Genomic DNA, 24,380 nt, shown 5'->3' with positions numbered 1-24,380 from the left:
CGCTCACAGGTCGAAATCACCGGGAGGGGCGGCCTTCTTCGCGAGGGCCCTCTCCCGCGCCCGCCGCACCTCGTCGCGCAGTTGCTCCGTGGCGGCCGTGTCCACGCTCATCGTGTCCAGGTCCACCACGTCTCCCTCGCGGGCGTCGGGCGGAAGGGCCGCGCGCGGGCGCACCACCTCGCGCCCGTCCACGATGAGCACGGCGAGTTCTTCCTCGAATCGATCCAGGGTGACCTTGGGCATGGCGGGGCTCCTTCAGTGCGCGCAGGCGTGGGCATGGAACTGATGCGCTTCCGCGTCGGCGCGGGTCTTGAAGACGACCTTGTTCTGGCTCTTGATGCGCTTGGCGGCGAAGCAGTCCGGTTTGTGGAAGAGCCGTTTGTCGCTGCGCTTGCTGGCGACGAAGGGGCCCTTGCCCTGGGCGGGTGACTCCGGGCGCTCGGCCCGGGCCAGCTTCGACTTCGGCTCGGGTCCGGCCGAGTTCAGGTTGATGTGGGCCGGGGGGGGGCTCGGGGGCTCCTCCTTCATCCCCTCGAAGAACGCCTCGCCCTGCGTGGCGCTCTCCGGACGCCGCTGCGTGCTGACGGCGAAGCGTTGGCCGTCACTCACGGCGTGCACCTCGCCGTCGCGATCCGTGCGGAACAGGCGCACCTTCATCGCCTCCAGCCGGCCCAGCACGTCCCGGGACGGAGCGCTCTCCGGATTGCCCGTACCGGTGGACAGGATGGCCGCCCGGGGTTGGACCGCCTCGAGGAACGCGGCACTGGTGGCGGTGGCGGTTCCATGGGTCGCCACCTTCAACAGCGTGGAGCTCAAGGGGGCTCCCAGTTGCATCAGGCGCCGCTCGGTCTGCTCCCGGGCATCCCCCATCAGCAGGACGGTGGTGTCGCGGTAGGTGAGCCGCAGGACGATGGAATTGCTCTCCGACGCGCCCTCGCCGGTGAGCAGCTTCTCGGTGGGCACGCGGGGCCAGAGGACACTCAACTCCGCCCCGCCGCCCAGCGGCAGGCGCAACGGCTCGTTCCCGGGCGGAGCCTCCGGGGAGAACACCTCCACCCCCTTGGCCGCGAGCGAGGCGAGCAGCGCGTCATAGTCCGAGGGCGTGTTGGGCAGTTGCGGCTCGAGCAGCCTGCTCGCGCCCACCGCCCCCACCGCCGCGGGCAGGCCTCCGTAGTGGTCGAGATGGGGGTGGGTGAGGATGACCAGGTCGAGCTTGTTGGTGAGCAGCTCCGGCAGCCGGTTGGCCAGATGGGTCCCCGCGAAGGGAGGGCCGGCGTCGACGAGCACCGTGTGCCCGTCCGGCGAGACGATGAGGGTGGCGTCCCCCTGGTCCACGTCGAGGAAGTAGACGTGCAGCTTGCCGTCGGCCGGATGGCCGAAGTAGCGCAGGGCCGGGGCCTGGACGGGCTTCGTCTCGGGCGGGGGAGCCGGGGCGGGTTCCTCGCACGCCCACAGCAGGCATGCGCACAGCAGCGTGGCCAGGGTCCGGATGGAGCGGCTCATGGTTTGCAATCCTCGGAGGGCCGACGCTCCTTCAGGGCGGAGGCTCGGTCCGGATACACCGTGCGCTGCTGGGTCTTCGCCCGTTTCAGGGTGGGGCAGTCCTCGCGGTGGAAGACCTTGCTGCCCTTGAGGCTCACGTAGCGTGACCCCGAGCCGCTGGCGGCCGGCTCCTGGCGTCCGACGACGATTTCCACGGACTTGCCCTTCGGGCCGCTCGACGCGCGGGGGGCGCCCGGGCCTTGCCCCTTCACCACGACGGGAGGCGCGCGCCCCTGGGCGGCGGTGAGGGTCACGGTGGCGCCATCGCTCACTGCGAGCACCTCGCCGTCCTGGTCGGTGCGAAAGACGCGCGCGCCCACGTCCTGGAGCCGTCCGAGGGCTTCCGCGGTGGGGTGCCCGTAGTCATTGCGTGCCCCGCAGGAGATGACGGCCGCCTGGGGCCGCACCGCCGCGAGGTAGGGCGCCGTGGAGGAGTAGCGGCCTCCGTGGTGCGCCACCTTGAGCACCGTGGCGGAGAGATCCAGGGGCTTGCCCAGCAGCCGCGCCTCCGTCTCCGGCTCCGCGTCCCCCATGAACAGGAACGAGGTGTCGCCGTACGTCAGCTTGGCGACAATGGAGTTGGAGTTGGCGTCCGAGCGGGTGCTCTTCAGGAAGGGCTCCTGGGGCACGCGCGGCCAGAGGATGGAGAGCGCCGCGCCCTCGCCCAATCCGATGCTCAGGGGCGTGTCGGGCGCGGATGGGTTGGGCGTGGGCGTCATCACCTGGCCCGCTTCCTCGCCCACCACGTCCAACAGCTTGCGGTAGGCGTCGCTCGGGTGGTCGAAGCCCGGGTCCATGAAGCGCCGCACCCCCACCGCCTGGATGACCCGCGACATGCCTCCGAGGTGGTCCAGGTGGGGGTGGGTGAGGATGATGAGATCGATGGGCCCCTGGACGAGCTGTTTCACTCGGGGAACGAGTGTGGCCTGGGCCTCGGGGGGGCCGGCGTCGATGAGGACCGTCTTGCCCGTGGGCGAGACGATGAGCGCCGCGTCTCCCTGGCCCACGTCGAGGAAGTAGACGGACAGGGGTTTGAGCGAGGCGGCCTGGCCCGGAGCTGCGGCGAACAGGAGGAGAAGCGCGAGGAGCAACCGGGCGAAAGCCATGACGTGGACAACTCTATCCCAGTGCCGGTGTCGGCGCTTCCCGTGTGACGGGGACTTGGGCTACATCCCGCGCCATGGCCGAGGCCCAGGACATCCAGCGCGTCGTCGAGGAAATCGCCGAGTACTTCCGCCAGAACCCGCCCGGTTCCCGAGCGGATGGAGCGCCCCCCGGGGCACCCGCCAGCACCGGGGCTCCGCGCACGGTGAGCACCGCTCCCGTCGACGCCTCGCGTCTGGCGGGCCACGCGGACCTGGCGCCCTATATCGATCACACCCTGCTCAAGCCCGAGGCCACGCGCGAGGACGTCACCCGGGTGGCGCGGGAGGCGGCACGGCACGGCTTCGCCACGGTGTGCGTGAACTCGAGCCACGTGGCCACGGTGGCGGCCGTCCTCGAGGGCTCGGCGTCGGTGCCCATCGCCGTGGTGGGCTTTCCCCTGGGCGCCGCGCTCACGAGCGCCAAGGCGTACGAGGCGCGCGAGGCCATCCGCGCCGGCGCCCGGGAGATCGACATGGTGCTCAACGTGGGCGCGCTCAAGGGCCGTGACTACGGGCTCGTGCTCCAGGACATCGCCGGAGTCGTGGAGGCGAGCGGCCCCCTGCCGGTGAAGGTCATCCTCGAGACGAGCCTGCTCACCCGGGACGAGAAGATCGCCGCGTGCGTGCTGGCCCGGAACGCGGGGGCCGCGTTCGTGAAGACGTCCACGGGATTCAGCTCCGGAGGCGCCACCGAGGAGGACGTGGCGCTCATGCGCCAGGTGGTGGGCGACGGGGTGGGGGTGAAGGCCTCCGGGGGCATCCGCTCGGCGGAGGATGCCCTGCGGATGATTCGCGCGGGGGCCAACCGGCTGGGGGCCTCGGCGTCCGTGGCCATCGTCAGCGGTCAGCAGTCCGCCGCGAAGTACTAGCCCTCCCGGAGACTCGGTCCGTGAACACGTCACAGCTCGAGAGGTTCAAGCAGCGGCTGCTGGAGATCCACGCGGAACTCACGGGCAAGACGCCCTTGCGCATCGAGCCCAACCGCACCGACGAGGGGCGCGTGGGCGGCGACGAGGACGAACAGCCGCTCAACGAGATGATGCAGGCCATCGCCTCCAACCGTAACCGCAACTCGGACGTGGTGCTCGGGCGCGTGCTGAAGGCGCTCGGCAAGCTGCGGGAGGACCCGGACTCCTTCGGCGAGTGCGAGGAGTGCGGTGACGAGATTCCCCTGGGCCGCCTGGAGGCCATGCCCTATGTGGAGTTCTGCGTGAACTGCCAGGGTCAGAAGGACGCGCCCAAGGGCGGGCCCACCCGGCGCAAGCTCACGGACTATTCCTGAAACGCTCCGGGGAGACGCCCGGGTGGAGCATCGCTGAACAGACGCGGCAGGCGGCAGCAGGGGACGACGACATGGACGCGACAGCACTCAAGGACAGGGCGGAGGCGTGGCTGCGGGCGGACCCGGACGCGGACACCGTGGCGGAACTGCGCGAGGTGCTCGCGCGCGGGGACCTGGCGGACCTGGCGGACCGGTTCGCGGCGGACCTGGAGTTCGGCACCGCGGGGATGCGCGGCGTGCTGGGCGCGGGCAGCAACCGGATGAACCGCGCGGTGGTGCGCCGGACCAGCGCGGGCCTGGCGCGTTACCTCAAGGCCACCGTTCCGGACGTCACCCGCCGGGGCGTGGTGGTGGGCCGCGATGGCCGCCGGTTGAGCGCCGAGTTCGCCGAGGACACCGCCTCCGTGCTCGCCGCCGAGGGCATTCCCGCCCATGTCTTCCCGGGGCTCGTCCCCACGCCGCTCGTCGCCTTCGCCACCCTGCACCTCGGCGCCGCCGCGGGCGTCATCGTCACCGCGAGCCACAACCCGCCCGAGTACAACGGCTACAAGGTCTACTGGGGCAACGGCGCGCAGATCATCCCGCCCCATGACAAGGGGATCGCCGCGGAGATCGCCCGCGTGGGGCCTGCGGATCAACTCCGGCTGTTGCCGCCCGACGCGGCGCGCGCCCAGGGCCTGTGGACGGATCTCACCGACGCCATCGGCGAGGCCTACCTGGAGGCCATCTCCCGGCTGCGCGTGCACGGACGGGGCTCGGACGCGCTGCGCATCGTCTACACCGCGATGCACGGCGTGGGCGGGGTGTGGATGGAGCGGGCGCTCGCGCGCGCGGGCTTCCGCCACGTCCACCCGGTGGCCGAGCAGCACCAGACCGATGGCACCTTCCCCACCGTGCGCTTTCCCAACCCCGAGGAGCCGGGCGCCATGGACCTGTCGATCGCCACCGCGCGGCGGGTGGACGCGGACCTGGTGCTCGCCCACGATCCGGACGCGGACCGCCTCGCGGTGATGGTGCGCGGGGAGGAGGGCGCGCTGCGCATGCTCACCGGCAACGAGGTGGGTGTGCTGTTGGGCCACTACCTGCTGGCCGAGGGGCGCGGGGACGGGCGCACGCCCTACGTCGTCACCACCATCGTGTCCTCGACCCAGTTGGGTGACATCGCGAGCCAACTGGGCGCCGCGTATGACGAGGTGCTCACGGGCTTCAAGTGGATCGCCAACCGCGCGATCGCGCGCGAGCGGGACGAGGGCGTGCGCTTCGTCTTCGGCTACGAGGAGGCGATTGGTTACTGCGTGGGCACCGCGACGCGCGACAAGGACGGCATTGGCGCGGCGCTCGTGTTCGCGGACCTGGCCGCGTGGTGCGAGGCGAATGGCAAGACGGTGCTCGGCTACCTGGAGGAGATCCAGCGGGTGTACGGCCTGTACGTGAGCGGGCAGCGCAACTTCACCTTCCCGGGCGCCGAGGGCGTCCAGACGATGGCGCGCATCATGGAGTCGATGCGTGGCGCGTTCCCCGAGCGTCTGGGCGACTGGCGCGTGACGCGCATCCTGGACTACCTGCCGGGCGGGAAGCTGCCGCCCTCCAACGTCCTCGCCTTCGAGGTGGAGGGGGGCGGGCGGGTGACGGCGCGTCCCTCGGGGACGGAGCCGAAGATCAAATATTACTTCGAGCTGAAGGAGACGCTGGCCCCGGGTGAACCGGTGCGGGCCGCGCGCGTGCGCGCGGAGGCGCGTCTCCAACAGTTCATCGACGCCTTCCTCGCGTTCGCGCGTGAGCGGGGGCAGCCGGAGGTGGGTGCGTGAAGCGCGGCGTCCTGAGTGGATTGTGGGTGGGCATGCTCCTCGTGTCGGGCTCGGCCCTGGCGCAAGAGGGTGGATATGGCCGGGGTCAGGGATGGTCCGTCCTGGCGGGCCAGACCGTGGGCCAGGGGCGTAACACGCTGGTGGGCCAGGTGGGCTGGCCGGGCGTGTCGCTGGGTCTGTTGCATGGCGCCACGTCGCGCTTCGACATCGGAGGCAAGCTCAGCTTCAACTACGGCCGCGAGGGCATCGTCTCCCTCGTGGATCCGGGGTTCAAGCTGCAGGCCTGGATGCGGCTGATGCTGCTGCAGACCTCGCAGGTGAACGTCGCACTGACCTTCGCGCCCGGCCCGTTCTTCTACTTCTACGAGAGAAGAACCGACGTGGGTCTGGCCCTGCCGGTGGGCTTCACCCTGGGGCTGCCCGTGGGCAGCGCGCTCATGGTCAACGTGGGCATCGACGTGCCCTTCTACGTCACCTTCGGCGATGGCGGTGGACCCGTCTTCCCCCTGCTCGTGGGCGGTGGGCTCGAGTACTTCGTGAACAATGACCTCGCCGTCACGTTCAACGTGCGCATGGGGCCGTCTCTCGGCGCCACCTACCTGCGCGGCTATACGCTGCGCCGCGACGCGCTCTTCACGTTGGATGCGACGATCGGCGTCGCCTACCGGTTGTAGGCGGCGCGTGTCCGGCGCCCGCGAGCCCTACCAGCTCGCGGTGCCCTGGTCCGGCAGCTCCACGGTGACGACGACGGTGCTGCCCGTGTGCCCGTGGTGCTTCACCGCCAGGTGGCCGCCCTGGGCTTCCACCAGCTCGCGCGCCAGCGACAGGCCGCTCCGCTGCGCGGCGCCGGACGTGTCGCGTGCCTGGGCCGGGCCGAGGTTCCGCGCCGCGTAGCGCATCTGGATGGTGGGGCCGTAATCGCCGAAGTCGTCCTGCGGCTCCACGCGCAGCCGCACGGCCCGGACGGGGTCCTCCGCGCCGCGGCGCATCCACACCGCGTCGACGAGCAGGTGGAGCATCACCTGCTCCATGCGCCGCGCGCTCACCCGCGCGAATACCGGCTCGTCTGGCAGCTCCAGTTGGACGTCGGTGGGCTCCACGTGGCCGGTGGTGTGCAGCAGCGACACCGCGTGCCGGGCCAGCGCGCACAGGTCCAGGCGTTGCTCGTCGGTCCCGTCGAGGACTTCCGCGGAAGCCAGGCGGCCGCGGCCCTCTCCACCCATTCCGAGCATCTTCTGCGGCCACCAGGCCATCGCCACCGCGCTCATCGCGTCACCTCGTGAATCGCCCGCACCATGTGGTTCATGTGATTCATGTCGGCCCCCCCTCGCCGTCTGGGACGCCGACTTCCCGCCACTCGCCCTCCATCCCCGGTCGCCGCCCATACGTCCAGCTTCCGTCTTCGCGCGAGGGGCCTTCCCGGTCCCCGCTGTCCCACCGTGAACGGGCCCACCCGCGCGCCGCTCATTGAATGCGATGAACGTGCCGCCGCCCGCTGCTTTCCCACCCCTCTGTCCGAACAAAGACAGCGGCTCGTTTCTTCTCCGAAAGTCGGGACTTTGCCGCGTTCTCCGGAGGATGGCCTCTTCCGCGTCCTCCGCTCCTTCAAACTTGCGGGAGGGTCCAAAATGAGTCCCCGTCAGGAATGACCCGGGGTTGCTTGGACCCACACAGTAAAAAGCCACACCCACGGCCCGGAGGCGACGAGAGGCTGGAAAGTGGGCGAGGCCGGTTTAGCGCGACTCCTGCTCATAAGGGGTGCCGAGCGCGGCGGGGGCATGGGTCCGGCGGCCCTGGACGGCGAGCAACACGAGCGTGAGCAGGTAGGGCAGGGCGAGCAGGAAGCCCTGGGGGATGATCTCGATGATGCCGGGGGCGCTGGAGGCGAGCCCGATGCGCAGGGCGCTGCCGGCGGCGAAGAAGAGCCCGGCGAGCAGCGCGCCCAGGGGCGTCCAGCGGCCGAACACCGTGGCGGCCAGGGCCATGTAGCCGAGGCCGGCGGGCGTGTGCTGCTCGAAGCGATCCAGCACGGCGGTGGACAGCGCGGCCCCCCCCAGGCCCGCGAGCATTCCGCCGCCGAGCACGGCCATCCAGCGCAGGCCCTGCACGGACAGGCCGAGCGTGGCCACGGCGTGGGGCTTCTCGCCCACGGCGCGCAGCCGCAGGCCCAGGGGCGTGCGGTAGAAGAGCCAGTGGAAGGCCAGGGGCAGCACCAGGGCCAGCCAGGTGAGGGCCGTGTGCCCGGAGAAGGCGCGCAGCAGGGGCAGCTCGGACAGGCCCGGCACGTGCCAGCGCGGCAGTTGCTGGATGGGGGGCGTGCCGTTGGGGCCGTAGAGGGCCTCGAGCAGGTAGGTGCCTCCGGCGAGCGCCACCAGGTTGAGCGCCATGCCGGACACCACCTGATCCGCCCGCCAGTGGATGCTCAGCGCGCCGTGGACGGCCGCGATGCCCGCGCCCGCGAGCATGCCCACCAGCACCGCCACCGGCGTGGGCAGGGTGATGGCCGCCAGGGCCGCGCAGAAGGCGCCCGTGCGCATCATCCCCTCGATGCCCACGTTCGTGATGCCCGAGCGCTCGGACAGGGTCGCCCCCAGCGCGGCGAACACGAGCGCCGGGTAGTACTCCAGCGTGGAGGACAGGAGCGCTTCCACCACCTCAAACACGGGGCACCTCCGGACGCTGCGCGGGCTGGGGGGCGGCTTCGGGCACGGGCTGGGGCTCGGCGGGGGCCTCGGGAGGACGCTTCCGGGCGCTCAGCAGCGTGAGCCACACCTGACGGCCCGCCACGAAGAGCAGGGCGAGTCCCTGGATGAGCTCCGGGTAGGTCTTGTGCACGCCGAGCAGTTGCATGCGCGTGCCACCCGCGCGCAGCACGCCGAAGAAGAGGGCCGACAGGGTGACGCCCAGCGGGTGGTTGCCGCCGATGAGCGAGATGGCGATGCCGTCGAAGCCGTAGGGCGCGCCGAGCGTGCCCGGGTAGCGGAACTCCGTGCCCAGCACGAGCACCGCGCCGGCCAGTCCCGCGAGCGCGCCGGCCAGTCCCATGGCCTCGGCGGTACGCCGGGTGACGGGGATGCCCGCGGCTCGGGCCGCCTCGGGCCCCAAGCCCACCGCGCGCGTCTCGAAGCCCGTGCGCAGCCGCGCCAGCCACACCCACAACCCGAGCGCCACCGCGAGCGCCAGCGGAAAGCCCAGGTGCAGGCGCGACAAATCCCCGAGCAGCCGGGGCAGGTGCGCGGTGGCGTGGATCTCCGCGGTGCCCGTCGTGTTCAGCGTGGTGCCGGCACCGGCCCGCAGCGGACCCACCACGAGCCAGTTGTCCACCAGGCTCACCGCCACCCAGTTGAGCATGATGGTGGAGATGACCTCGTGCACGCCCCGGGCGAGCTTGAGCCACGCGGCGATGAGCGCCCACAGGCCTCCGGCGACCGCGGCCCCGAGCAGCGCCGCGATGACATGGAGCACGGTGGGCAACTCCACCTGCGCCCCCACGACCGCCGCGGCGAGCGCGCCCATCAGCATCTGTCCCTGGGCGCCGATGTTGAAGAGGCCCACCTTGAAGGCCACCGTCACCGACAACCCGGTGAGCAGCAGCAGGGAGGCCTTGATGGCGGCCTCGCCCCAGGGCCGGGTGAGCAGGGTGACGCGGCCTCCATCGAGGTACGCCCCCCAGTCGCCGATGCCTCCGCGGAGCATCTGCAGATAGGCCTCGCTGGCGATCCGCGCGTCCCGGGTGAGGGCGATGAAGCACCAGCACACCGCCAGGGCGAGGAGCACGGACAGGATGGAGGGCAGGATCGTCCGCAACCGCTCACCCATGAGTCGCCTCCTCTCCGGTGCCGAGCATCCGCCGGCCGATTTCCCGCTCGTCGAACTGCGGCCGGGTGAACGTCCCCGTCACCTTTCCCTCGAAGAAGACGTAGACGCGGTCGGCCAGGGCCAACACTTCCTCCAGGTCGAGCGAGACGAGCACCACGCCCGCGCCGCCATCGCGCGCCTCGCGCAGCCTCGCCTGCACCTGCGCCACGGCGCCGATGTCCAGGCCGCGCGTGGGCTGCACCACCACCAGGAGCCGGGGCGAGGCATCCAGCTCGCGCGCCACCACCACCTTCTGCTGGTTGCCGCCCGAGAGCGCCTGGAGCGGCAGCGTCGGATCCGGCGGCCGCACGTCATAGGAGCGCAGGAGCGTCTGGGTGCGCTCGCGCCGCCCGGCGAAGTCCACCTGGAGTCCCTTGGCGAAGGGCGTCTGCGCCTGCCGGCCCAGCGCCACGTTCTCCTCCACGCTCATGGCCTTCACCACCGCGCGCCACAGCCGATCCTCCGGCACGTGCCCCACGCCCCGGCGCCGCGCCTCGGCGGGCGTCAGCCCCGCGAGCGGTCCGCCCAGCAGGGTGCCACTGCCCGAGTCCACCTCCCGCAGGCCCGTGAGCACCTCGGCGAACTCGCGCTGGCCGTTGCCGTCCACTCCGGCGATGCCGACGATCTCCCCGGCGTGCACGTCCAGCGTCACGCCGCGCAGCGCGGGCCGTCCGTCCTCGCCCCGGGCCGTGAGCTCCTTCGTCTCGAGCAGCCGCTCGCCTCCGGGCGGATGGTACGTCTGGGCCTCGGCCTGGGGCATGCGCGCCTCGCCCACCATCAGCGCCGCCAGCTCCTCGGGCCGCGTCTCGGCGGCGCGCACCTCGGCCACCCGCTTGCCGCGCCGCATCACGACCACGCGCTCGGCCACGCTCAACACCTCGCGCAGCTTGTGGCTGATGAAGACGACGGTGCGCCCTCCGGCCGCCAGCCCCCGCGCCACCCGGAACAGGTCATCCGATTCTTGCGGCGTGAGAACCGCCGTGGGCTCGTCGAGGATGAGCACCTGGGCGCCCCGATGCAGCGCCTTGACGATCTCCACCTTCTGTTGCGAGCCCACGCTGAGCGTGTCCACCCGGGCGCGGGGATCCAGCTTGAAGCCGAAGCGCTCGCACGTGGCGGCCACCTCGGCGATGGCGCGCTCCTGGTCCAGGCGGCCAAAGCGCGAGGGCTCGCGGCCGAGCACCACGTTCTCCGCCACCGTGAGCGTGGGCACGAGCATGAAGTGTTGATGCACCATGCCAATGCCCCGGGCGATGGCGTCGCGGGGGCTCTTGAGCCGCACCGCCTGGCCATTGACGAGCACCTCGCCGGAGTCGGCGTGGTAGAGCCCGTAGAGGACGTTCATCAGGGTGGACTTGCCCGCGCCGTTCTCGCCCACCAGGGCGAGGACCTCCCCGGTGCCGATGTCCAGCGACACGTCGTCCAGGGCGGTCACGGCGCCGAAGCGCTTGTGGATGTGTCGGAGGGAAATCAAGACCCTCCCCCTTTATCAGATAGCGGGCGGTGGTACGGATGGACGATGGTGGACGGCGGGCTTTTCTTCCGGGGTGCATGCCCGCCGGGCTTCCTGCTATGGCCTGGAGGCGTGAGACCCTACGAGCTCATCAAGGCCAAGCGGGACGGAAAGCGGCTCCCTCCCGATGACATCCGGGCATTCCTCCAGGCGTACACCTCGGGCGACGTGCCGGACTACCAGATGTCCGCGCTGTGCATGGCGATCTTCTTCCGGGGGCTGGACGCGGCGGAATTGAGCGCCTGGGCCCAGGCGATGCTCCATTCCGGCGAGGTGCTGGACCTGTCCGACATCCCCGGCACCAAGGTGGATAAGCATTCCACGGGAGGTGTGGGCGACAAGGTGTCCCTGAGCCTGGCGCCGCTGGCGGCCGCCTGCGGCGTGCCCGTGCCGATGATCTCCGGCCGGGGCCTGGGGCACACGGGCGGCACGCTGGACAAGCTGGAGTCCATTCCGGGCTTCCGCATCAACCTGCCGGTGAGCGACTACCGCCGTCTGGTGCGCGAGCTGGGCTGCTGCCTCATCGGCCAGACGGCGTCCGTGGCGCCCGCGGACAAGAAGCTCTACGCCCTGCGGGACGTGACGGCCACGGTGGATTGCATCCCCCTCATCGCCAGCTCCATCATGAGCAAGAAGCTCGCGTCGGGGCTGGACGCGCTGGTGCTGGACGTGAAGGTGGGCAGTGGCGCCTTCATGAAGACCCAGGAGGAAGCGCGTACGCTCGCCCGGACGATGATTGGCATCGGCGCGGAGATGGGCCGCAAGGTGACGGCGCTGCTCACGGACATGAACCAGCCCCTGGGACGCGCGGTGGGCAACGCCCTGGAGGTGGTGGAGGCCGTGGAGATGCTACGTGGCCGCGCTCCCGAGGACTACACCGAGGTGACGCTCGCGCTCACCGCGGAGATGCTGGTGCTGGGCGGCAAGGCGGACTCGCTCGACGAGGCGCGGCGCAAGCTCCAGGCGGTCATCGACGACGGCAGCGCCGTGCGCAAGTTGAAGCAGATCGTCGAGGCGCAGGGGGGCGATCCCCAGTCCATCGACGACTACGGGCGCCTGCCCCAGGCGCGCTCCACGCTGGAGGTGCCCTCGCCCCGGACGGGTTTCATCACGGGCATCGAGACGGAGGCGGTGGGCCTGGCGGCGGTGGCGCTCGGGGCGGGACGGCAGCGGGTGGACAGCAGAATCGATCCAGCCGTGGGCTTCACGCTGCTGCGCAAGGTGGGCGAGCCGGTGAAGGTGGGCGAGCCGCTGGTGCGCATCCACTTCAACGAGCCGGGCGGCGTGGAGGACGTGAAGGCCCGGCTGCTCGGGGCCTATTCCTTCGGGCCCGAGGCTCCCGCGCCCCGGCCGCTCATCCTGGAGCGCTTGGAATGAGCGAGCCGTCCCGGGACGACCGGCGTGCTTCTGCCCGGGTGTCGATGCGCCTGGGCATCCGCGAGGCGGACACCTCGGACGCATTCGACTCCCGGGAAGGCAACATCTCGCTGGGAGGCTTCGCCTGGCACGGCGCGGCCTTGTCGGTGGGGACGCTGGTGGAGGTGTCCTTCTCGTTGCCGGGGTTGGCGCAGTCCTTCCGTGTCCGAGGTCAGGTGCTCAACGTAAGCTACGGTGCGCGAGGGACGTCCGCGCACGCGCGCTTCCTGGACCTGCCGGCGGACGTGGAGCAGCACATCGCGCGTTATCTGGATGAAGTGGAGAAGGCGGAGTCCTAACGAACGAGGGTGGCGCATGAGCACGGACATTCCCTGGGAGAGCCTCTTCGAAGCGGCGACGAAGGTGCGCGAGCGCGCGCATGCGCCCTATTCGCGATTCCCCGTGGGCGCGGCGGTGCTGTACGCGGACGGCGTGGTGGAGACGGGCTGCAACGTGGAGAACTCCTCCTACGGCCTGTCCGCCTGTGCCGAGCGCAACGCCCTGGCCTTCGGGGTGGCCCGGGGCCGGGGCCGGCCGCTGGCGGTGGCCATCGTGGTGGACACGCCCACGCCCTGTCCGCCGTGCGGCATGTGCCGGCAGGTGATGATGGAGTTCGCCCCGAAGGAGCTGCCCGTGCGCAGCCGCAACCTCAAGGGCGACGAGGCGCGCTACTCGCTCGGGGAACTGCTCCCGCACGCCTTCACGAGCGACTTCCTCTGACGTCCAGTGCGGAGACACGCCAGGACGGTGCTCCCGCCGAGAGGCGGGAGTTCATCGCGGCTCCGTGATGGGTTACTCCATTTCCTCTGGCAGGGGGGTGCGGAGGAACATCAAACCCTTGCCCTTCCGCTCGGGGATGACGCGAAACCCCTGGCCCGCGATCCGCACGAGTTCACCCTCGGTGGCCGCGCCACTCGCGAGCCATGTGTCCGCCGCGTCCCTTGTCGAGAATGTCTGGGAAATGATGACTGACTCCGTGGCGGGGATATAGAACTCGCGAAAGTATTCGCGGTACTCATCCAGCTTTTGGAGGTCGCGCACATAGAGCAGCGCCACGGCGGCGACCCGGAGTGCTTCGTCTTGTGGAGAGCCATCCTGATACTTCTCGTTCACGGTTCCCAGGATTTCCAAGACGGAGTTCAGGTCGAAGTTTGAATTGTAAGGCATGGACATTCCCGCTCAGAGGGCAAGAGGCGCCAGGACCAACGCACCAGTGCCTCCGGTGGTGACGACGAAGGTAACACCCGCGATGATGACGATGGCTCCAATCGCCACCTTGGCTTTGTTGTTCCTGAGCCATTCAATCGCCTGGTCGGCACTCGAGAACTCCAGCGTCTTCACGTCGCCTCGGGTGTCCTCTTGTTCGTCCATGCATTCATTGTAGGCTTGGCTACAGTCGGCGGTGCAGCGTTTGTAATACCATTCGTCGTGTTTGTGTGGGTATGGCGGGCGGCTTTTTTGCCAACATCTCCTGAAGCATTGTTCATGCTCCGACTGGCAGTCGCGGGTACCGGATCCTCCTGTTCCAAGGGCCGTGTAGATGCCTCGCGTGTCCTCGGAGATGACGTAGATCCGGTTCTCTGGCTTCCGCGCATGAGCGCAACCGAGGCCAGCCATCACCATGGCGATTATCAGCACGCGCGGAGCCATTGATGTCCTCCCCTACGGTCTTGGGCTGGAGTGGAGTTCGGGTTTCCTGATTTGGAAGTTGGCTGTCAGGGGCTCGGGGGCGTCACCGGCACCTGTGCCGAGGGACCGAAGCCGGTCTCCTCGTACACGGTGCCCTCGGGTCCGGTGGTCAGCCAGTGAGGCGTGTTCGGCGGGGTGTAGTAGGAGTCGCCTGGGCCGAAGACCTGGGCCCGCTCCGGGTCGATCGTGTCACTCCGGCCGTAGTGGATCGTGCCGGACAACACGGTCGTCAACCGGCCGTCCGGATGCGAGTGCGGCGCGACGCTCCCGTGAGGCACGACCCTCACCCGGAGCACGTAGACCCCGGAGGCGGCCATGTCGCCCACGAGCGTCGCGGCGAAGAGGCCCGGTCTGACCTCCTTCATCGGCAGGTGTTCTCCCCTCCAGGCGGCGAATGTGGGCGAGTCGCCCTCCGTGCCGTGGATTCTCGCGGCTTCGGGCGGCGTCTCGGGCGCGGGGGTGCCCGGCGCGGTGGCGCGGCAGCCGCAGAGCACCCACATCAGGAGCCAGGTTTTGTCGCGTCCGAGCCGGTGTCGCATCCGTCTGCCTCCGCTCCACACTCTCCACGTCTCCCCACCGCTCCTCACCGTGAATGGTGACGGGAAGATCGGGGGGAACGGGATTTCAGGTGTTATGCTCGCCTCGGATTCCCCATGAACGCAACGCCCGCTGACAACATCGGCATCGGAAGCATTCTTCGAGAGACCTATGAACTCGTGTCCGTCCTGGGCAAGGGCGGCATGGGCAAGGTCTACCTGGCCCGGCACCTGCGGCTGCCCGGTAAACAGGTCGCGGTGAAGGTCCTCCATACCCAGGAGGAAATCACCCCCGACCAGTACGCCCGCTTCCGCCGGGAAGCGGAGATCACCTCCCGGTTGGGCCACCCCAACATCGTCGGCGTGCTCGACTTCTACGGCCAGGAGGACGGCGCCCCCTGCCTGGTGATGGAGCACCTCAAGGGGGAGAGCCTGTCGCAGCGTATCCGGCGCGGGCGCATCCCGTTCCCCGAGGTGATGTTCATCGCCCGGCAGATCGGCTCGGCCCTGCACGCCGCCCATCAGGTGGGCGTCATCCACCGCGATCTCAAGCCTGGGAACATCTTCCTCGTGCCCACCGAGTCGGGCGGAGTGGTGACCCAGCAGGTGAAGCTGCTCGACTTCGGCATCTCGAAGATCGTCACCTCGCAGACCCTGCAGACCGTGGACGACGTGCTCATGGGCACGCCCCAGTACATGTCCCCCGAGCAGGCCATGGGACAGAACAGCACGGTGGACGCGAGATCGGACCTCTTCGCCCTCGGGTCCATCGTCTACGAGATGCTGTCCGGCATCTCGCCGTTCGATGACGAGGTGATGATGCGGATCCTCTACCGCATCGTGCAGGAACCCCTCGTGCCCCTGGCGCCGCGCTGCCCGGACGTGCCCGAGTCCGTGTGCTCCGTGGTGGAGAAGGCGCTCGAGAAGAAGCCCGAGGATCGCTACCCCAGTGTCGCGGCCTTCATCGAGGCGTTGACCGGCAGCCCGCTGCGGACCCTGGCCGAGGCGACCGCTGAATTCGAGGTGGCGAGCCCCGCCGCCCCGAGGACCGGTCCGTCGGTGCCCGCGCCCGTACCCGGGCCCACGGTGGTGGGGCGCAATCCCAGGTCCGCCGCGTCTTCCGCTCCCGCGTCCGTCGCTCCGGACGTGGCGGTGGAACCCTCTCCCCAGGCGTCGGTTCCCCAGGTGGCGCCTCCCGCTGGAGTGCCCGCGAAGTCCCGGCGGCCGGTGGTGATCGCCGCGTCGCTCGTGGCGCTCGTGGGGGCGGTGGTGTCCGTGGGGCTGCTGCGACGCGAGCCGCCTCCCGTCGAGCCCGCCCCCGCGCTCGTGGCGCCGCCCACGGTGACGGCGCGGCCTCCAGCGCCCACCGTCACGGCTCCGCCACCCACCGTCACGCCTCCTCCCGAGGCGGCCAAGCCCACGGTGGAGGAGCCCTCCGCCGCGACCCCGGAGCGCAAGGACCCCGAGCCCGTGGCCGCCCGGCCCGTGGCGCGTCCCGTGTCGCGGCCGGAGACGGAGGAGAAAATTCCCGAGGACGTCCGTGCGGATCTGGCGGCCGCGGAGCGGGCCCTGGCATCGGAGCAGGCGGAGGAAGCCCTCCGGCTCGCCCGCCGCAGTCAGCGCAAGTTGGTGACGGGTGCTTCCTACTCCGTGCTCACCCGGGCCCACTGCCAGCGGAAGGATCTCACCAACGCGCGCGCTCAGTGGGGCAACGTGCCTTCGTCCGAGAAGGCCAAGGTGCGGCAGTTCTGCAAGCTCTGGGAGATCGACTTCTAAGGACCGCCCGGGTCTCCCTCGTCACCCGAGGACTCCCGGCCGCGCGCACGGGCGGGCCGGGAGGGGTTCTCGGGAGACGTCAGGGCAGGATGTAGAGCCTGCCGGCGAGCCGGGTGTTGTTGGTCTCGATGAGCTCGGGGACGCGCTCCGGGTTCACCACGGCGCCCAGGTGGTAGAGCCCCTGGGGATCCTCGGGGTTGCTCGAGGGCGGAGGCCAGACCGAAGGAACGGAGAGGGGCAGCGTCGTGCACGCGCCGGGGGGAAGCATGCCGGTGTGGGCCTGGGCCACGACATAGTCTCCCGACGGGCCTCCGGGGCCCGAGCTGGGCGCCTGGATGTGCTCATCCGAGGACAGGAGGACGAGCAGCTGGGTGTCGCCGGACTGGGTGCCCTGGTTGCAGACGCGCACCTGGGTGGTGAGCGGCTGTCCGGCGCGCACGAAGCCCGGGTTCGTCATGGACGTGATGACGAAGTCCGGCGAATCCCCCACGCCCAGCAGGTAGCCCGAGTGCGTGTTGTTGTCCTCGAACAGTTCGCCCGAGGAGCGGTCTGGATCCACCATGGCGCCCAGGTGGTAGGCGCGCGTGTCCGGGTTGCCCGAGGACGGCCAGATCGGGCCGGTGATCGGCAGCGTGGTGCATTGGCCCGGGGCGAGTGGGTGCGTGTACTCGCTGTTCACGAAGGTGTCCTCGAAGGGCTCCCAGGGGAAGGTGGGCAACTGGATGCGCTCATCCTCCGAGAGGACCAGGTGGACCTGGGTGCTGTCGGTCCGGGTGCCCTGGTTGCAGACGGTGACGCGGGCGGTGACGCTCTGACCGGGACGCGTGCTGGAGGGGCCCGTCACCGAGGTGATGACGAAGTCCGGTGCGTCTCCCATGCCCAGGCGGTAGCCCGCGTGGGTGTTGTTGCCCAGGTCGAGTTCGTTGTGGCGGGCTCCCGCCGGATGGGCCACGGCGCCCAGGTAGTAGGCGCCGGGGATGTACTGGCTGCCCGGAGGCGGCTGCGCGGGTCCCGTGATGGGGAGGGTGACGCACTGGCCGGACTCGAGCAGCGGCGTCCAGGTGCCGCCCACGAAGTGGTCTCCGGAGTCAAACCCGCCCCCGTATTCAGGGGGCAGGGGCGAGGGGAACTGGGTGTCCGTGGACAGGTAGACGCGCACATCGGTATCGCCCGGGGCGGTGCCCTGGTTGCAGACGGTGACCTGGGCGGTGATGGGGTCGCCAGGTCGCGCGCTGGCGGGTCCCGTGACGGAGGTGATGACGAAGTCCGGCCCCAGACCGAAGCGCACCTGTCCGCCCACGTGGGTGTTGTTCTCGAGGACGAGCTCGAACGGCTGGCGGAACGGATTCGCCACCGCGCCCAGGTGGTAGATGGGCGTGGAGTCCGGGTAGGGGGGCGGAGGCAGATAGGCCGGACCGCTCATGGCGCGGGTGGTGCACTGGCCGGGCGGGAGCTCGTTCGTGAAGAACATGTTCACCACGACATCGTCGAAGGGCGTCGGGTTCTGGGCGACCCGGAGGGTGTCGTCCTGGGACAGGACGAGGGCCACGTCGGTGCTTCCGGATTCGGTGCCCTGGTTGCAGACGGTGACCTGGGCGGAGATGGGATCGCCGGGCCGAGCGCTGGTGGGTCCCGTGACGGACGTGACGACGAAGTCCGGCCCATTGCCCACGCCCAGGCGGTAGCCGGGATGGGTGTTGTTGTCCCGGCGCAACTCGACCTCCGCGGGGTACAGACGCACTTCCGCGCTCAGGTAGAGCGCCACGCCCGGCGCGGCGAGGTACGAATAGGCATGGCCTGGCACGGGCACGGTGGTGCACTGGCCGGGGTACAAGTGAGGCAGGGGCGCGGAGCCGATGAAAGGCTCCTCGGGAGCGCCGGGCGGCACGAGGACGCGCAGGGCGTCCTCTTCGCCCAGACGCACGCGCACGTCGCCCGACGCCGGCTCATTGCCCTGGTTGCAGACGGTGACCCGGGTGATGAAGGGGTTATCGCGCCGGACGCTGGGCGGGCCCTGGACGGAGGTGATGACGGCGTCCGGGCCGTGGCCCAGGCCCAGGAGGTGGCCCGTGTGCGTGTTGTTGTCCTGGCGGATCTCTGGGGAACCATCCGACTTCACCCGGGCGCCCAGCCAGAACGCGCGCACCTCCGGAGGCGCGTCGGGCCGGTAGGCCGCGCCGTTGATGGGCACGGTGGCGCATTGCGTGGGAGCGAGCGAGTTGTAGCCATAGTGGGTGGAGCCCACGGGGAATTCCTCGGGCGAGCCTTCCGGCGGGGACGTCGGCGCGAGGGGGTTGCGTGTCAGGTAGAGGTCCACTTGGAACATCCCGGTGTCGGTGCCCTGGTTGCAGACGGTGACCTGGGTGGGCAAGGGATTGCCCATCACGGTGCTGGAGGGCCCTTGGACGGAGGTGATGACGAAGTCCGGTCCGAAGCCCCACCCCAACCAGTAGCCCGAGGTGTTGTTGCCCGTATCGAACTCGGTGGACTGGGCGAACGGGTTCACCACGGCGCCCAGGAAGTAGGTGCCGCTCGTGGCGGGCGTGCTCGAGTGGGGCGGGTAGAAAGGGCCCCTCAGGCTCATCGGGACGCACTGACCCGGCTCGAGCATGGGGGTGCCGGTGATGGTCAAGACGGAGTCCTCCTCGGGGCCCGTCGGCGAGGGGAAGCGGGGGACCTCGTCCTCGGACAGGATGAGGGCCACCTCGGTGCTTCCGGATTCGGTGCCCTGGTTGCAGACGGTGACCTGGGCCCTGACTTCGTTCTGGGGGCGCGCGCTGGCGGGCCCCTCCACCGAGCGGACGACGAAGTCCGGCTGGTACCCGATACCGATTGGAGCGGAGACGTGGGTGTCGTTGCTCGGGTCCACGTCCGGACCGCCCCACAGGGTCTCGAGGTGCGCGCTCAGGCGCCAGGTTCCCCCGCCGTGGAGGGGATGCACCGGCACCGTGCGCCGCGTACACCGTCCGGGCCAGAGTTCCTGGACCCAGAAGTTGCTCACCTGCTCGGGCTCGGTCTGTTGCTCCTCGTTGGCCAGGTACAGGCGGACATCCAGGTCGCCGGGGGAATCGCCCTGGTTGCACACCGTGACGGTGGCCTCGAACGGCCTGTCCGGCCGGACATGGGGCGGATGGCTCAAGTCCTTCACCAGGAAGTCGGGCCCGCTCACCAACTCCTTGCCCGTGGCTCGCGCGCCGTCTGTTTCCTGGGGTGATTCACATCCCACGAGCGCGAGGAGGGCGAGTGCCCCCAGGCTCGCGTGTTGTCTCTTCCCATTCATATCTGCTCCCGGTTGAACCAGGGAGAGCGGTCTTCACCGCAATCCCTGGGAACGATTGAAACCGACGGAGTGCTCATACGTCGAGACCCCGACATGGATTTCACGGGGCCGAAGGGGCTGGGGCGGACGCGAACCGTGCTAATACGCGTTGGACCGTGGATCTCCTCCTCACCAACGGCACCGTCGTGACGATGAACCGCGAGCGCGAGGTGCTCGCGGAGGCCGATGTCCTCATCCAGGATGGGCGCATCGCCCGGGTGGGCCGCAACCTGCGCACACGCGGCGCGAGCCTCCGGGTACTGGACGTGAAGGGCCGGGTGGTGCTGCCCGGCTTCATCCACGGACACCTGCACGCGTGTCAGACGCTCTTCCGCAACCGGGCGGATGGCCTGGAGCTGTTGGACTGGCTGCGCGAGCGCATCTGGCCCTTCGAGGCCGCGCATGACGCGGACTCCATGCGGGCCTCGGCGGACCTGACCTTCGCGGAGCTCATCCGCTCGGGCGCCACGGCGGCGCTCGACATGGGCTCGGTGCGTCATTACGACGCCGTCTTCGAGTCCGCCCGGGACAGCGGCTTCCGGCTCACCGGGGGCAAGGCGATGATGGACGCGCCGGACACGCACCCGGGCCTGGCCGAGTCCACGGAGGCCTCGCTGGCGGAGAGCCTCGCCCTGCTGGAGCGCTGGCATGGCACCCACGGGGGCCGGCTGCACTACGCCCTCACGCCGCGCTTCGTGCTGTCCTGTACGGAGAAGCTGTTGCGCGAGGTGGGGCGTCTGGCGCGCGAGAAGCAGGTGCGCATCCACACCCACGCGAGCGAGAACCGCACCGAGTGCGAGGTGGTGCGCCAGCTCACCGGCCGGGACAACATCGCCTGGTTCCACGAGCTGGGCCTCACGGGGCCCCACCTGACGCTGGCCCACTGCGTGTGGCCCACCGCCGAGGAGATCGGGCTGTTGCGCGACACGGGCACGGTGGTGTGCCACTGCCCGGGCTCCAACCTCAAGCTGGCCTCGGGCATCGCACCGGTGCCGGAAATGCTCGACGCGGGCGTGAACGTGTGCCTCGGCGCGGATGGGGCTCCGTGCAACAACAACCTGGACATGTTCGTGGAGATGCGGCTCGCGGCGCTGATGCACAAGCCGCGGGTGGGTCCCCGGGGCATGCCTCCCGAGCGCGTACTGGAGATGGCCACGCTCGGGGGCGCCCGTGCCCTGGGTCTGGAGTCCGAGCTGGGCTCGTTGGAGGCGGGCAAGCGCGCGGACGTCACCGTGGTGGACCTGTCCGGCCTGCACACGACGCCCTTCGATCCCCGGGACGTGCTCTCGCCCCTCGTCTACGCGGCGCGCTCCAGCGACGTGGTGCACGTGATCATCGACGGGCGGCTCGTGCTCAAGGATCGGACGCTGCTCACCCTGGACGCCTCGGCCGTGGCCGCGAGCGCCCACCAGCACTCCGCGCGCATCGCCGCTCGCCGCCGGTGAGGCCGGTCCGTGCCTGGAGGGGGGGCGGGCCGCTCGGGCTCCGGGCGGACCTGCCCGGGTTCGTCCGCCTCCTGGCAATAGACGTCCAGACCCGGACGTAGGAACCGGGGGCCTTCGCCTTGTGTGGATCAGCGGGCGGGCTGGTGTAAGGTGGTTTCCCAGGGCTCGAAGTGGAGGAGGTCGACACCGCCATGTGGCAACGGTTCAAGAGGGCAATGCGCAGCTTCGCTGGCTTCTTCGTCTCCTCCATCGAGGACCCGGAGCTCATCCTCGAGCAGAACGTGCGGGACCTGAACGATCAGGTGCCGAAGATGAACGAGTCCATCGCCATGGTGCGGGCGAACCTCACGCTGCTGGAGAAGGAGAACGCCAAGTACAACCAGGACATCCGCGAGCTGACGGCCAAGGTGAAGGCGGCCATCCAGGCGGGGCGGGATGACCTGGCGGCCCAGTACGCCACCAAGCTGCAGACGGAGAAGTCGGCGCTCGAGCGCAACGAGCAGCAGCTCGCCATGGCCAAGCAGGCCTACGAGAAGTCGCTCAACCTCAAGAAGGCCTTCATGCGCGAGAAGGAGCGCAAGACGCAGGAGGCGATGCACGCCATCCGCGACGCGCGCCGCGCCCAGTGGCAGTCCAAGGTCGCCGACGCCATGGAGTCCTTCACCGTCGCGGGCATCGATCAGACGCACGACGAGATGCTGCGCAAGGTGCAGGAGAAGGCCGCCGTCAACGAGGCGCGCATGCAGATGGCGCTCGACTCGGTGGACCACCAGGCCGTGCAGATCGAGGAGGACGCCGAGCGTCTGCAGGCCATGGACCTGGTCAAGCAGATGAAGATGGAGATGGGGTTGAACAGCCCCGCGCCGGTGTCCGAGGTGGGCGCGGGCCCCGAGAAGACGATCGGCAAGAAGGTGGGAGTCGAGTAGTCCGATGGACGGGTGGAGGCCGCGCTGATGGCGTTGAGACGCGGACCGGGCCTCCTCCCGTTCCTGGTGCTGTGCTGTCTGGGGGCCGCGTACCTGGTGGCCTCGCGCCTGGGGTATCTGGACCGGCTCCAGGCGCGCTTCTTCCCGACGGCCAAGGAGACCGTGCGCCTGTCCCCCGGGGACTTCCCCGCGGGAGTGGCGGCGCCGGTGGCGGACCTGGCCTCCGTGCCGCTGCGGCCCACGCTCATCGGTTTCTCCGCGCGCGGCTCGGCGGCGGCGCTGCTGCTGGCCACGGGGGGTGCTTCCACGCTGGACAACCCTGGCCCTCCGCCGGGCGCGGCGCAGGGCGTGCTCAAGACGGCCTATGCCCTGGACGCGCGCGCGGTGCTCTTCGCGCGGGAGGACGAGCTTCGCCAGGCGCTTGCCCTGGGCGCGGAGCATGGGGGCGTGGACATGGCCGCCCTCTCGGTGGATCGGCTGGCGGCCTGGCTGCCCGCGCTCCGGGACGCGGCGCCGCGCACGGTGTTGCTGGTGGGGCGCAGCCGGGGCCAGGAGGCGCTGGCGGCGGTGGGCGTGCCGGATCTCGCCGCGCTGCGGGGCAAGCGGGTGGGGGTGTACCCCTCGGGCTCCTCGTACTACTTCACGTTGTGGGTGCTGTCCCGGGCGGGCCTGCGCATGTCGGATGTGCGCTGGGTGGACCTTCCTTCCACACTGGACGCGGGCCGGGCCCTGCGCGAGGGCCGGGCGGATGCCGTCTCGGGCTTGTGGGGGGACGTGGCGCTGGCGGCGAGGGACCGGGGAGGGGCGGTGCTGGCCACCACGGCGGACGCGCCGCACCTGGTGGCCACGGTGCTCGTGGCCCGGGGCGATTATGCCGCGCGCTACCCGGACGCCGTCCGGCGCATCATCCGGGGCCTGCTGGACGCGGGCGCGAGCGTGACGAAGGACCCGGGGCCCGCCGCGCGGCTGCTCGGCGAGGTGGCTCCGTACCTGGGAGACCCCACCGAGGCCATCCGCAGCGCTCCCCCGGCGACACTCGCGGACAATCGGTCCTTCTTCGGGCTTTCCGGCGAGGCGCCCGTCACCTATGACGAGCTCTTCCAGAGCGCATCGGCGCTCTACCAGAAGATCAAGCGCACGGCGGTGGTTCCGCCAGCCGAGGACACCCGCGATCTCGGTGCGTTGAAATATGTGTCGGAGGCGCGAGGGCCTTGAGGCCCTCTGTCCGCGAGGCGCCTCGCTGGCGAGGACTTCCGTGGCCCGCTCTCCCAATTTCTTGAAGGCCGCCTTCCTGATGCCCGCCAACCTGGTGGGGCTGTTCACGGCCGCCGCGTCTTCGGCCATCACCCAGGAGCCACTGCCCGCGCTCATCGCGTTGGGCGTGGAGGGGCTGTACCTGGTGGGTGCCTCCACCTCCAAGCGCTTCCAGCGGGCGGTGCGCTCGGGCCTGCCGGAGGGGCAGGATCCGGAGGTGGCGCGCAAGCAGGTGGATGCCTTGCTCGCGGACCTGGCCGCCTCTCAGCGCGAGCACTACCAACAGCTGGTGGGGCTCAAGGAGAAGATCCTGGCCAACTACGCGAAGCTGCCCGGCGGACGCGTGCTGGCGGCCAGCAGCGAGCAGCGGCTGGACACGCTGCTGACTTCCTTCCTGCGGCTCATCTCCACGCTCAACCAGTACCGCACCTACCTCAACCCGGCCGAGCGGCAGTCGCTGGAGAAGGACGTGCGCGCGCTGGAGGCGGAGCTGGCGGCGGAGTCCAACGCGCGCATCCGGGACGTGAAGGAGAAGCGGCTGGACATCCTCCAGAAGCGGCTCGCGCGCTTCGAGCAGGCCCGTGAGAGCCGGGAGGTGGTGAGCCACCAACTGGCGAGCATCGAGGACCTGATGAGGCTCACGCACGAGCAGTCCATCGCGATCCGGGATCCCGAAGGGGTGACCCGGCAGCTCGACGCGCTGAGCGCCGAGGCGAGCGCCACGGACGAGACGGTGCGGCAGATGGAGCGCTTCCTCGACTTCACCGAGGAGACGTCCGCGCCGCTGCCGCACGGCACGCGCGTGCGCTAGGCGCGACTCCCGGGCTCGCCCGCCGGGTTGGGTGCTGGACGCCCCTCTGCTCCGGCCGCG

At 70.2% G+C, this 24,380-nt stretch carries 23 protein-coding genes; 12 read left to right on the top strand and 11 right to left on the bottom strand.

All coding sequences use genetic code 11. From position 1 onward, the window contains the following. Positions 1–3: 3 nt before the first annotated feature. From MEBOL_RS06910 to MEBOL_RS06900, 3 genes are read right to left on the bottom strand one after another with little or no spacing between them, the layout of a single operon-like run. Positions 4–243, bottom strand: a complete 240-nt coding sequence (locus tag MEBOL_RS06910) for a DUF3006 domain-containing protein (protein ID WP_095976666.1) — start codon at positions 241–243, stop codon at positions 4–6. A 12-nt stretch (positions 244–255) separates the two neighbouring features. Beyond that, a complete protein-coding gene (locus MEBOL_RS06905) occupies positions 256–1,503 on the bottom strand; it encodes a ComEC/Rec2 family competence protein (RefSeq protein ID WP_095976665.1) in 1,248 nt (415 codons plus the stop codon). Further along, positions 1,500–2,648 (bottom strand): ComEC/Rec2 family competence protein, encoded by a 1,149-nt coding sequence (locus MEBOL_RS06900; protein WP_095976664.1) that lies wholly within the window; start codon positions 2,646–2,648, stop codon positions 1,500–1,502. The genes MEBOL_RS06905 and MEBOL_RS06900 overlap by 4 nt, the downstream gene beginning before the upstream one ends. Before the next feature lie 74 nt (positions 2,649–2,722). On the opposite strand from MEBOL_RS06900, the gene deoC reads away from it, so the two are divergent. From deoC to MEBOL_RS06880, 4 genes are all read left to right on the top strand, one after another. After that, complete coding sequence (gene deoC / locus MEBOL_RS06895) at positions 2,723–3,556, top strand: deoxyribose-phosphate aldolase (RefSeq protein ID WP_095976663.1); 834 nt, start codon at positions 2,723–2,725, stop codon at positions 3,554–3,556. Positions 3,557–3,576: 20 nt separating this feature from the next. Then, the gene (locus MEBOL_RS06890; protein WP_095976662.1) at positions 3,577–3,969 is read left to right on the top strand and encodes a TraR/DksA family transcriptional regulator; all 393 of its coding nucleotides are present in this window, start codon (positions 3,577–3,579) and stop codon (positions 3,967–3,969) included. Positions 3,970–4,040: 71 nt separating this feature from the next. Beyond that, on the top strand, positions 4,041–5,777 hold the full coding sequence (locus tag MEBOL_RS06885; protein WP_095976661.1) for a phospho-sugar mutase: 1,737 nt from the start codon (positions 4,041–4,043) through the stop codon (positions 5,775–5,777). Beyond that, entirely contained in the window at positions 5,774–6,451 is a 678-nt protein-coding gene (locus MEBOL_RS06880) for a hypothetical protein (protein ID WP_095976660.1), read from the top strand. Before MEBOL_RS06885 ends, MEBOL_RS06880 begins: the two co-directional genes overlap by 4 nt. A 27-nt stretch (positions 6,452–6,478) precedes the next feature. Here the strand turns inward: MEBOL_RS06880 and MEBOL_RS06875 are convergent, their stop codons facing one another. The 4 genes from MEBOL_RS06875 to MEBOL_RS06860 form a co-directional block, all read right to left on the bottom strand. Next, a complete protein-coding gene (locus tag MEBOL_RS06875) occupies positions 6,479–7,045 on the bottom strand; it encodes a sensor histidine kinase family protein (protein WP_095976659.1) in 567 nt (188 codons plus the stop codon). Positions 7,046–7,510: 465 nt separating this feature from the next. Next, positions 7,511–8,440 carry an ABC transporter permease gene (locus MEBOL_RS06870; RefSeq protein ID WP_095976658.1) on the bottom strand — a complete coding sequence of 310 codons (930 nt, stop codon included), beginning with the start codon at positions 8,438–8,440 and terminating at the stop codon, positions 7,511–7,513. Then, positions 8,433–9,596 carry an ABC transporter permease gene (locus tag MEBOL_RS06865; RefSeq protein ID WP_095976657.1) on the bottom strand — a complete coding sequence of 388 codons (1,164 nt, stop codon included), beginning with the start codon at positions 9,594–9,596 and terminating at the stop codon, positions 8,433–8,435. Before MEBOL_RS06865 ends, MEBOL_RS06870 begins: the two co-directional genes overlap by 8 nt. Next, positions 9,589–11,052, bottom strand: coding sequence for an ABC transporter ATP-binding protein (locus MEBOL_RS06860; protein WP_170115703.1), 1,464 nt, complete (start codon positions 11,050–11,052; stop codon positions 9,589–9,591). The genes MEBOL_RS06865 and MEBOL_RS06860 overlap by 8 nt, the downstream gene beginning before the upstream one ends. Before the next feature lie 168 nt (positions 11,053–11,220). Here MEBOL_RS06860 and MEBOL_RS06855 point away from each other — a divergent pair, with 168 nt between their 5' ends. The 3 genes from MEBOL_RS06855 to MEBOL_RS06845 are packed head-to-tail and all read left to right on the top strand — an operon-like array spanning position 11,221 to position 13,284. Next, positions 11,221–12,525, top strand: coding sequence for a thymidine phosphorylase (locus MEBOL_RS06855; RefSeq protein ID WP_095976655.1), 1,305 nt, complete (start codon positions 11,221–11,223; stop codon positions 12,523–12,525). Beyond that, a complete protein-coding gene (locus tag MEBOL_RS06850) occupies positions 12,522–12,863 on the top strand; it encodes a PilZ domain-containing protein (protein WP_095976654.1) in 342 nt (113 codons plus the stop codon). The genes MEBOL_RS06855 and MEBOL_RS06850 overlap by 4 nt, the downstream gene beginning before the upstream one ends. A 16-nt stretch (positions 12,864–12,879) precedes the next feature. Next, positions 12,880–13,284 (top strand): cytidine deaminase, encoded by a 405-nt coding sequence (locus MEBOL_RS06845; RefSeq protein ID WP_095976653.1) that lies wholly within the window; start codon positions 12,880–12,882, stop codon positions 13,282–13,284. 72 nt (positions 13,285–13,356) lie between these two features. On the opposite strand, the gene MEBOL_RS06840 is transcribed toward MEBOL_RS06845, so the two are convergent. The 3 genes from MEBOL_RS06840 to MEBOL_RS06830 all read right to left on the bottom strand — a co-directional run bounded on the left by MEBOL_RS06840 (position 13,357) and on the right by MEBOL_RS06830 (position 14,792). After that, a complete protein-coding gene (locus tag MEBOL_RS06840; RefSeq protein ID WP_095982627.1) occupies positions 13,357–13,731 on the bottom strand; it encodes a hypothetical protein in 375 nt (124 codons plus the stop codon). 12 nt (positions 13,732–13,743) lie between these two features. After that, the gene (locus MEBOL_RS42600; RefSeq protein WP_157774797.1) at positions 13,744–14,214 is read right to left on the bottom strand and encodes a hypothetical protein; all 471 of its coding nucleotides are present in this window, start codon (positions 14,212–14,214) and stop codon (positions 13,744–13,746) included. Between the two features lie 65 nt (positions 14,215–14,279). Then, complete coding sequence (locus tag MEBOL_RS06830; RefSeq protein ID WP_095976651.1) at positions 14,280–14,792, bottom strand: cupin domain-containing protein; 513 nt, start codon at positions 14,790–14,792, stop codon at positions 14,280–14,282. Positions 14,793–14,906: 114 nt separating this feature from the next. Between MEBOL_RS06830 and MEBOL_RS06825 the strand changes: the two genes are divergently transcribed. After that, the gene (locus MEBOL_RS06825; RefSeq protein WP_095976650.1) at positions 14,907–16,565 is read left to right on the top strand and encodes a serine/threonine protein kinase; all 1,659 of its coding nucleotides are present in this window, start codon (positions 14,907–14,909) and stop codon (positions 16,563–16,565) included. 79 nt (positions 16,566–16,644) lie between these two features. Here the strand turns inward: MEBOL_RS06825 and MEBOL_RS06820 are convergent, their stop codons facing one another. Further along, positions 16,645–19,845, bottom strand: a complete 3,201-nt coding sequence (locus MEBOL_RS06820; protein WP_157774796.1) for a CARDB domain-containing protein — start codon at positions 19,843–19,845, stop codon at positions 16,645–16,647. A gap of 155 nt (positions 19,846–20,000) precedes the next feature. On the opposite strand from MEBOL_RS06820, the gene MEBOL_RS06815 reads away from it, so the two are divergent. The 4 genes from MEBOL_RS06815 (at position 20,001) to MEBOL_RS06800 (ending at position 24,320) form a co-directional block, all read left to right on the top strand. Then, on the top strand, positions 20,001–21,329 hold the full coding sequence (locus tag MEBOL_RS06815; RefSeq protein ID WP_095976648.1) for a 5'-deoxyadenosine deaminase: 1,329 nt from the start codon (positions 20,001–20,003) through the stop codon (positions 21,327–21,329). 191 nt (positions 21,330–21,520) lie between these two features. Next, positions 21,521–22,255: a PspA/IM30 family protein gene (locus MEBOL_RS06810; protein ID WP_095976647.1), complete on the top strand. Its 735-nt coding sequence runs from the start codon at positions 21,521–21,523 to the stop codon at positions 22,253–22,255. A gap of 27 nt (positions 22,256–22,282) precedes the next feature. Then, positions 22,283–23,470: an ABC transporter substrate-binding protein gene (locus MEBOL_RS06805; protein WP_095976646.1), complete on the top strand. Its 1,188-nt coding sequence runs from the start codon at positions 22,283–22,285 to the stop codon at positions 23,468–23,470. Positions 23,471–23,510: 40 nt separating this feature from the next. After that, the gene (locus MEBOL_RS06800; RefSeq protein WP_095976645.1) at positions 23,511–24,320 is read left to right on the top strand and encodes a hypothetical protein; all 810 of its coding nucleotides are present in this window, start codon (positions 23,511–23,513) and stop codon (positions 24,318–24,320) included. Positions 24,321–24,380: the final 60 nt, after the last annotated feature.

Source organism: Melittangium boletus DSM 14713, from assembly GCF_002305855.1.
GTDB lineage: Bacteria > Myxococcota > Myxococcia > Myxococcales > Myxococcaceae > Cystobacter > Cystobacter boletus.
Note: the sequence above shows the minus strand (reverse complement) of the source record. Positions and strands in the feature narration are given on the sequence as shown.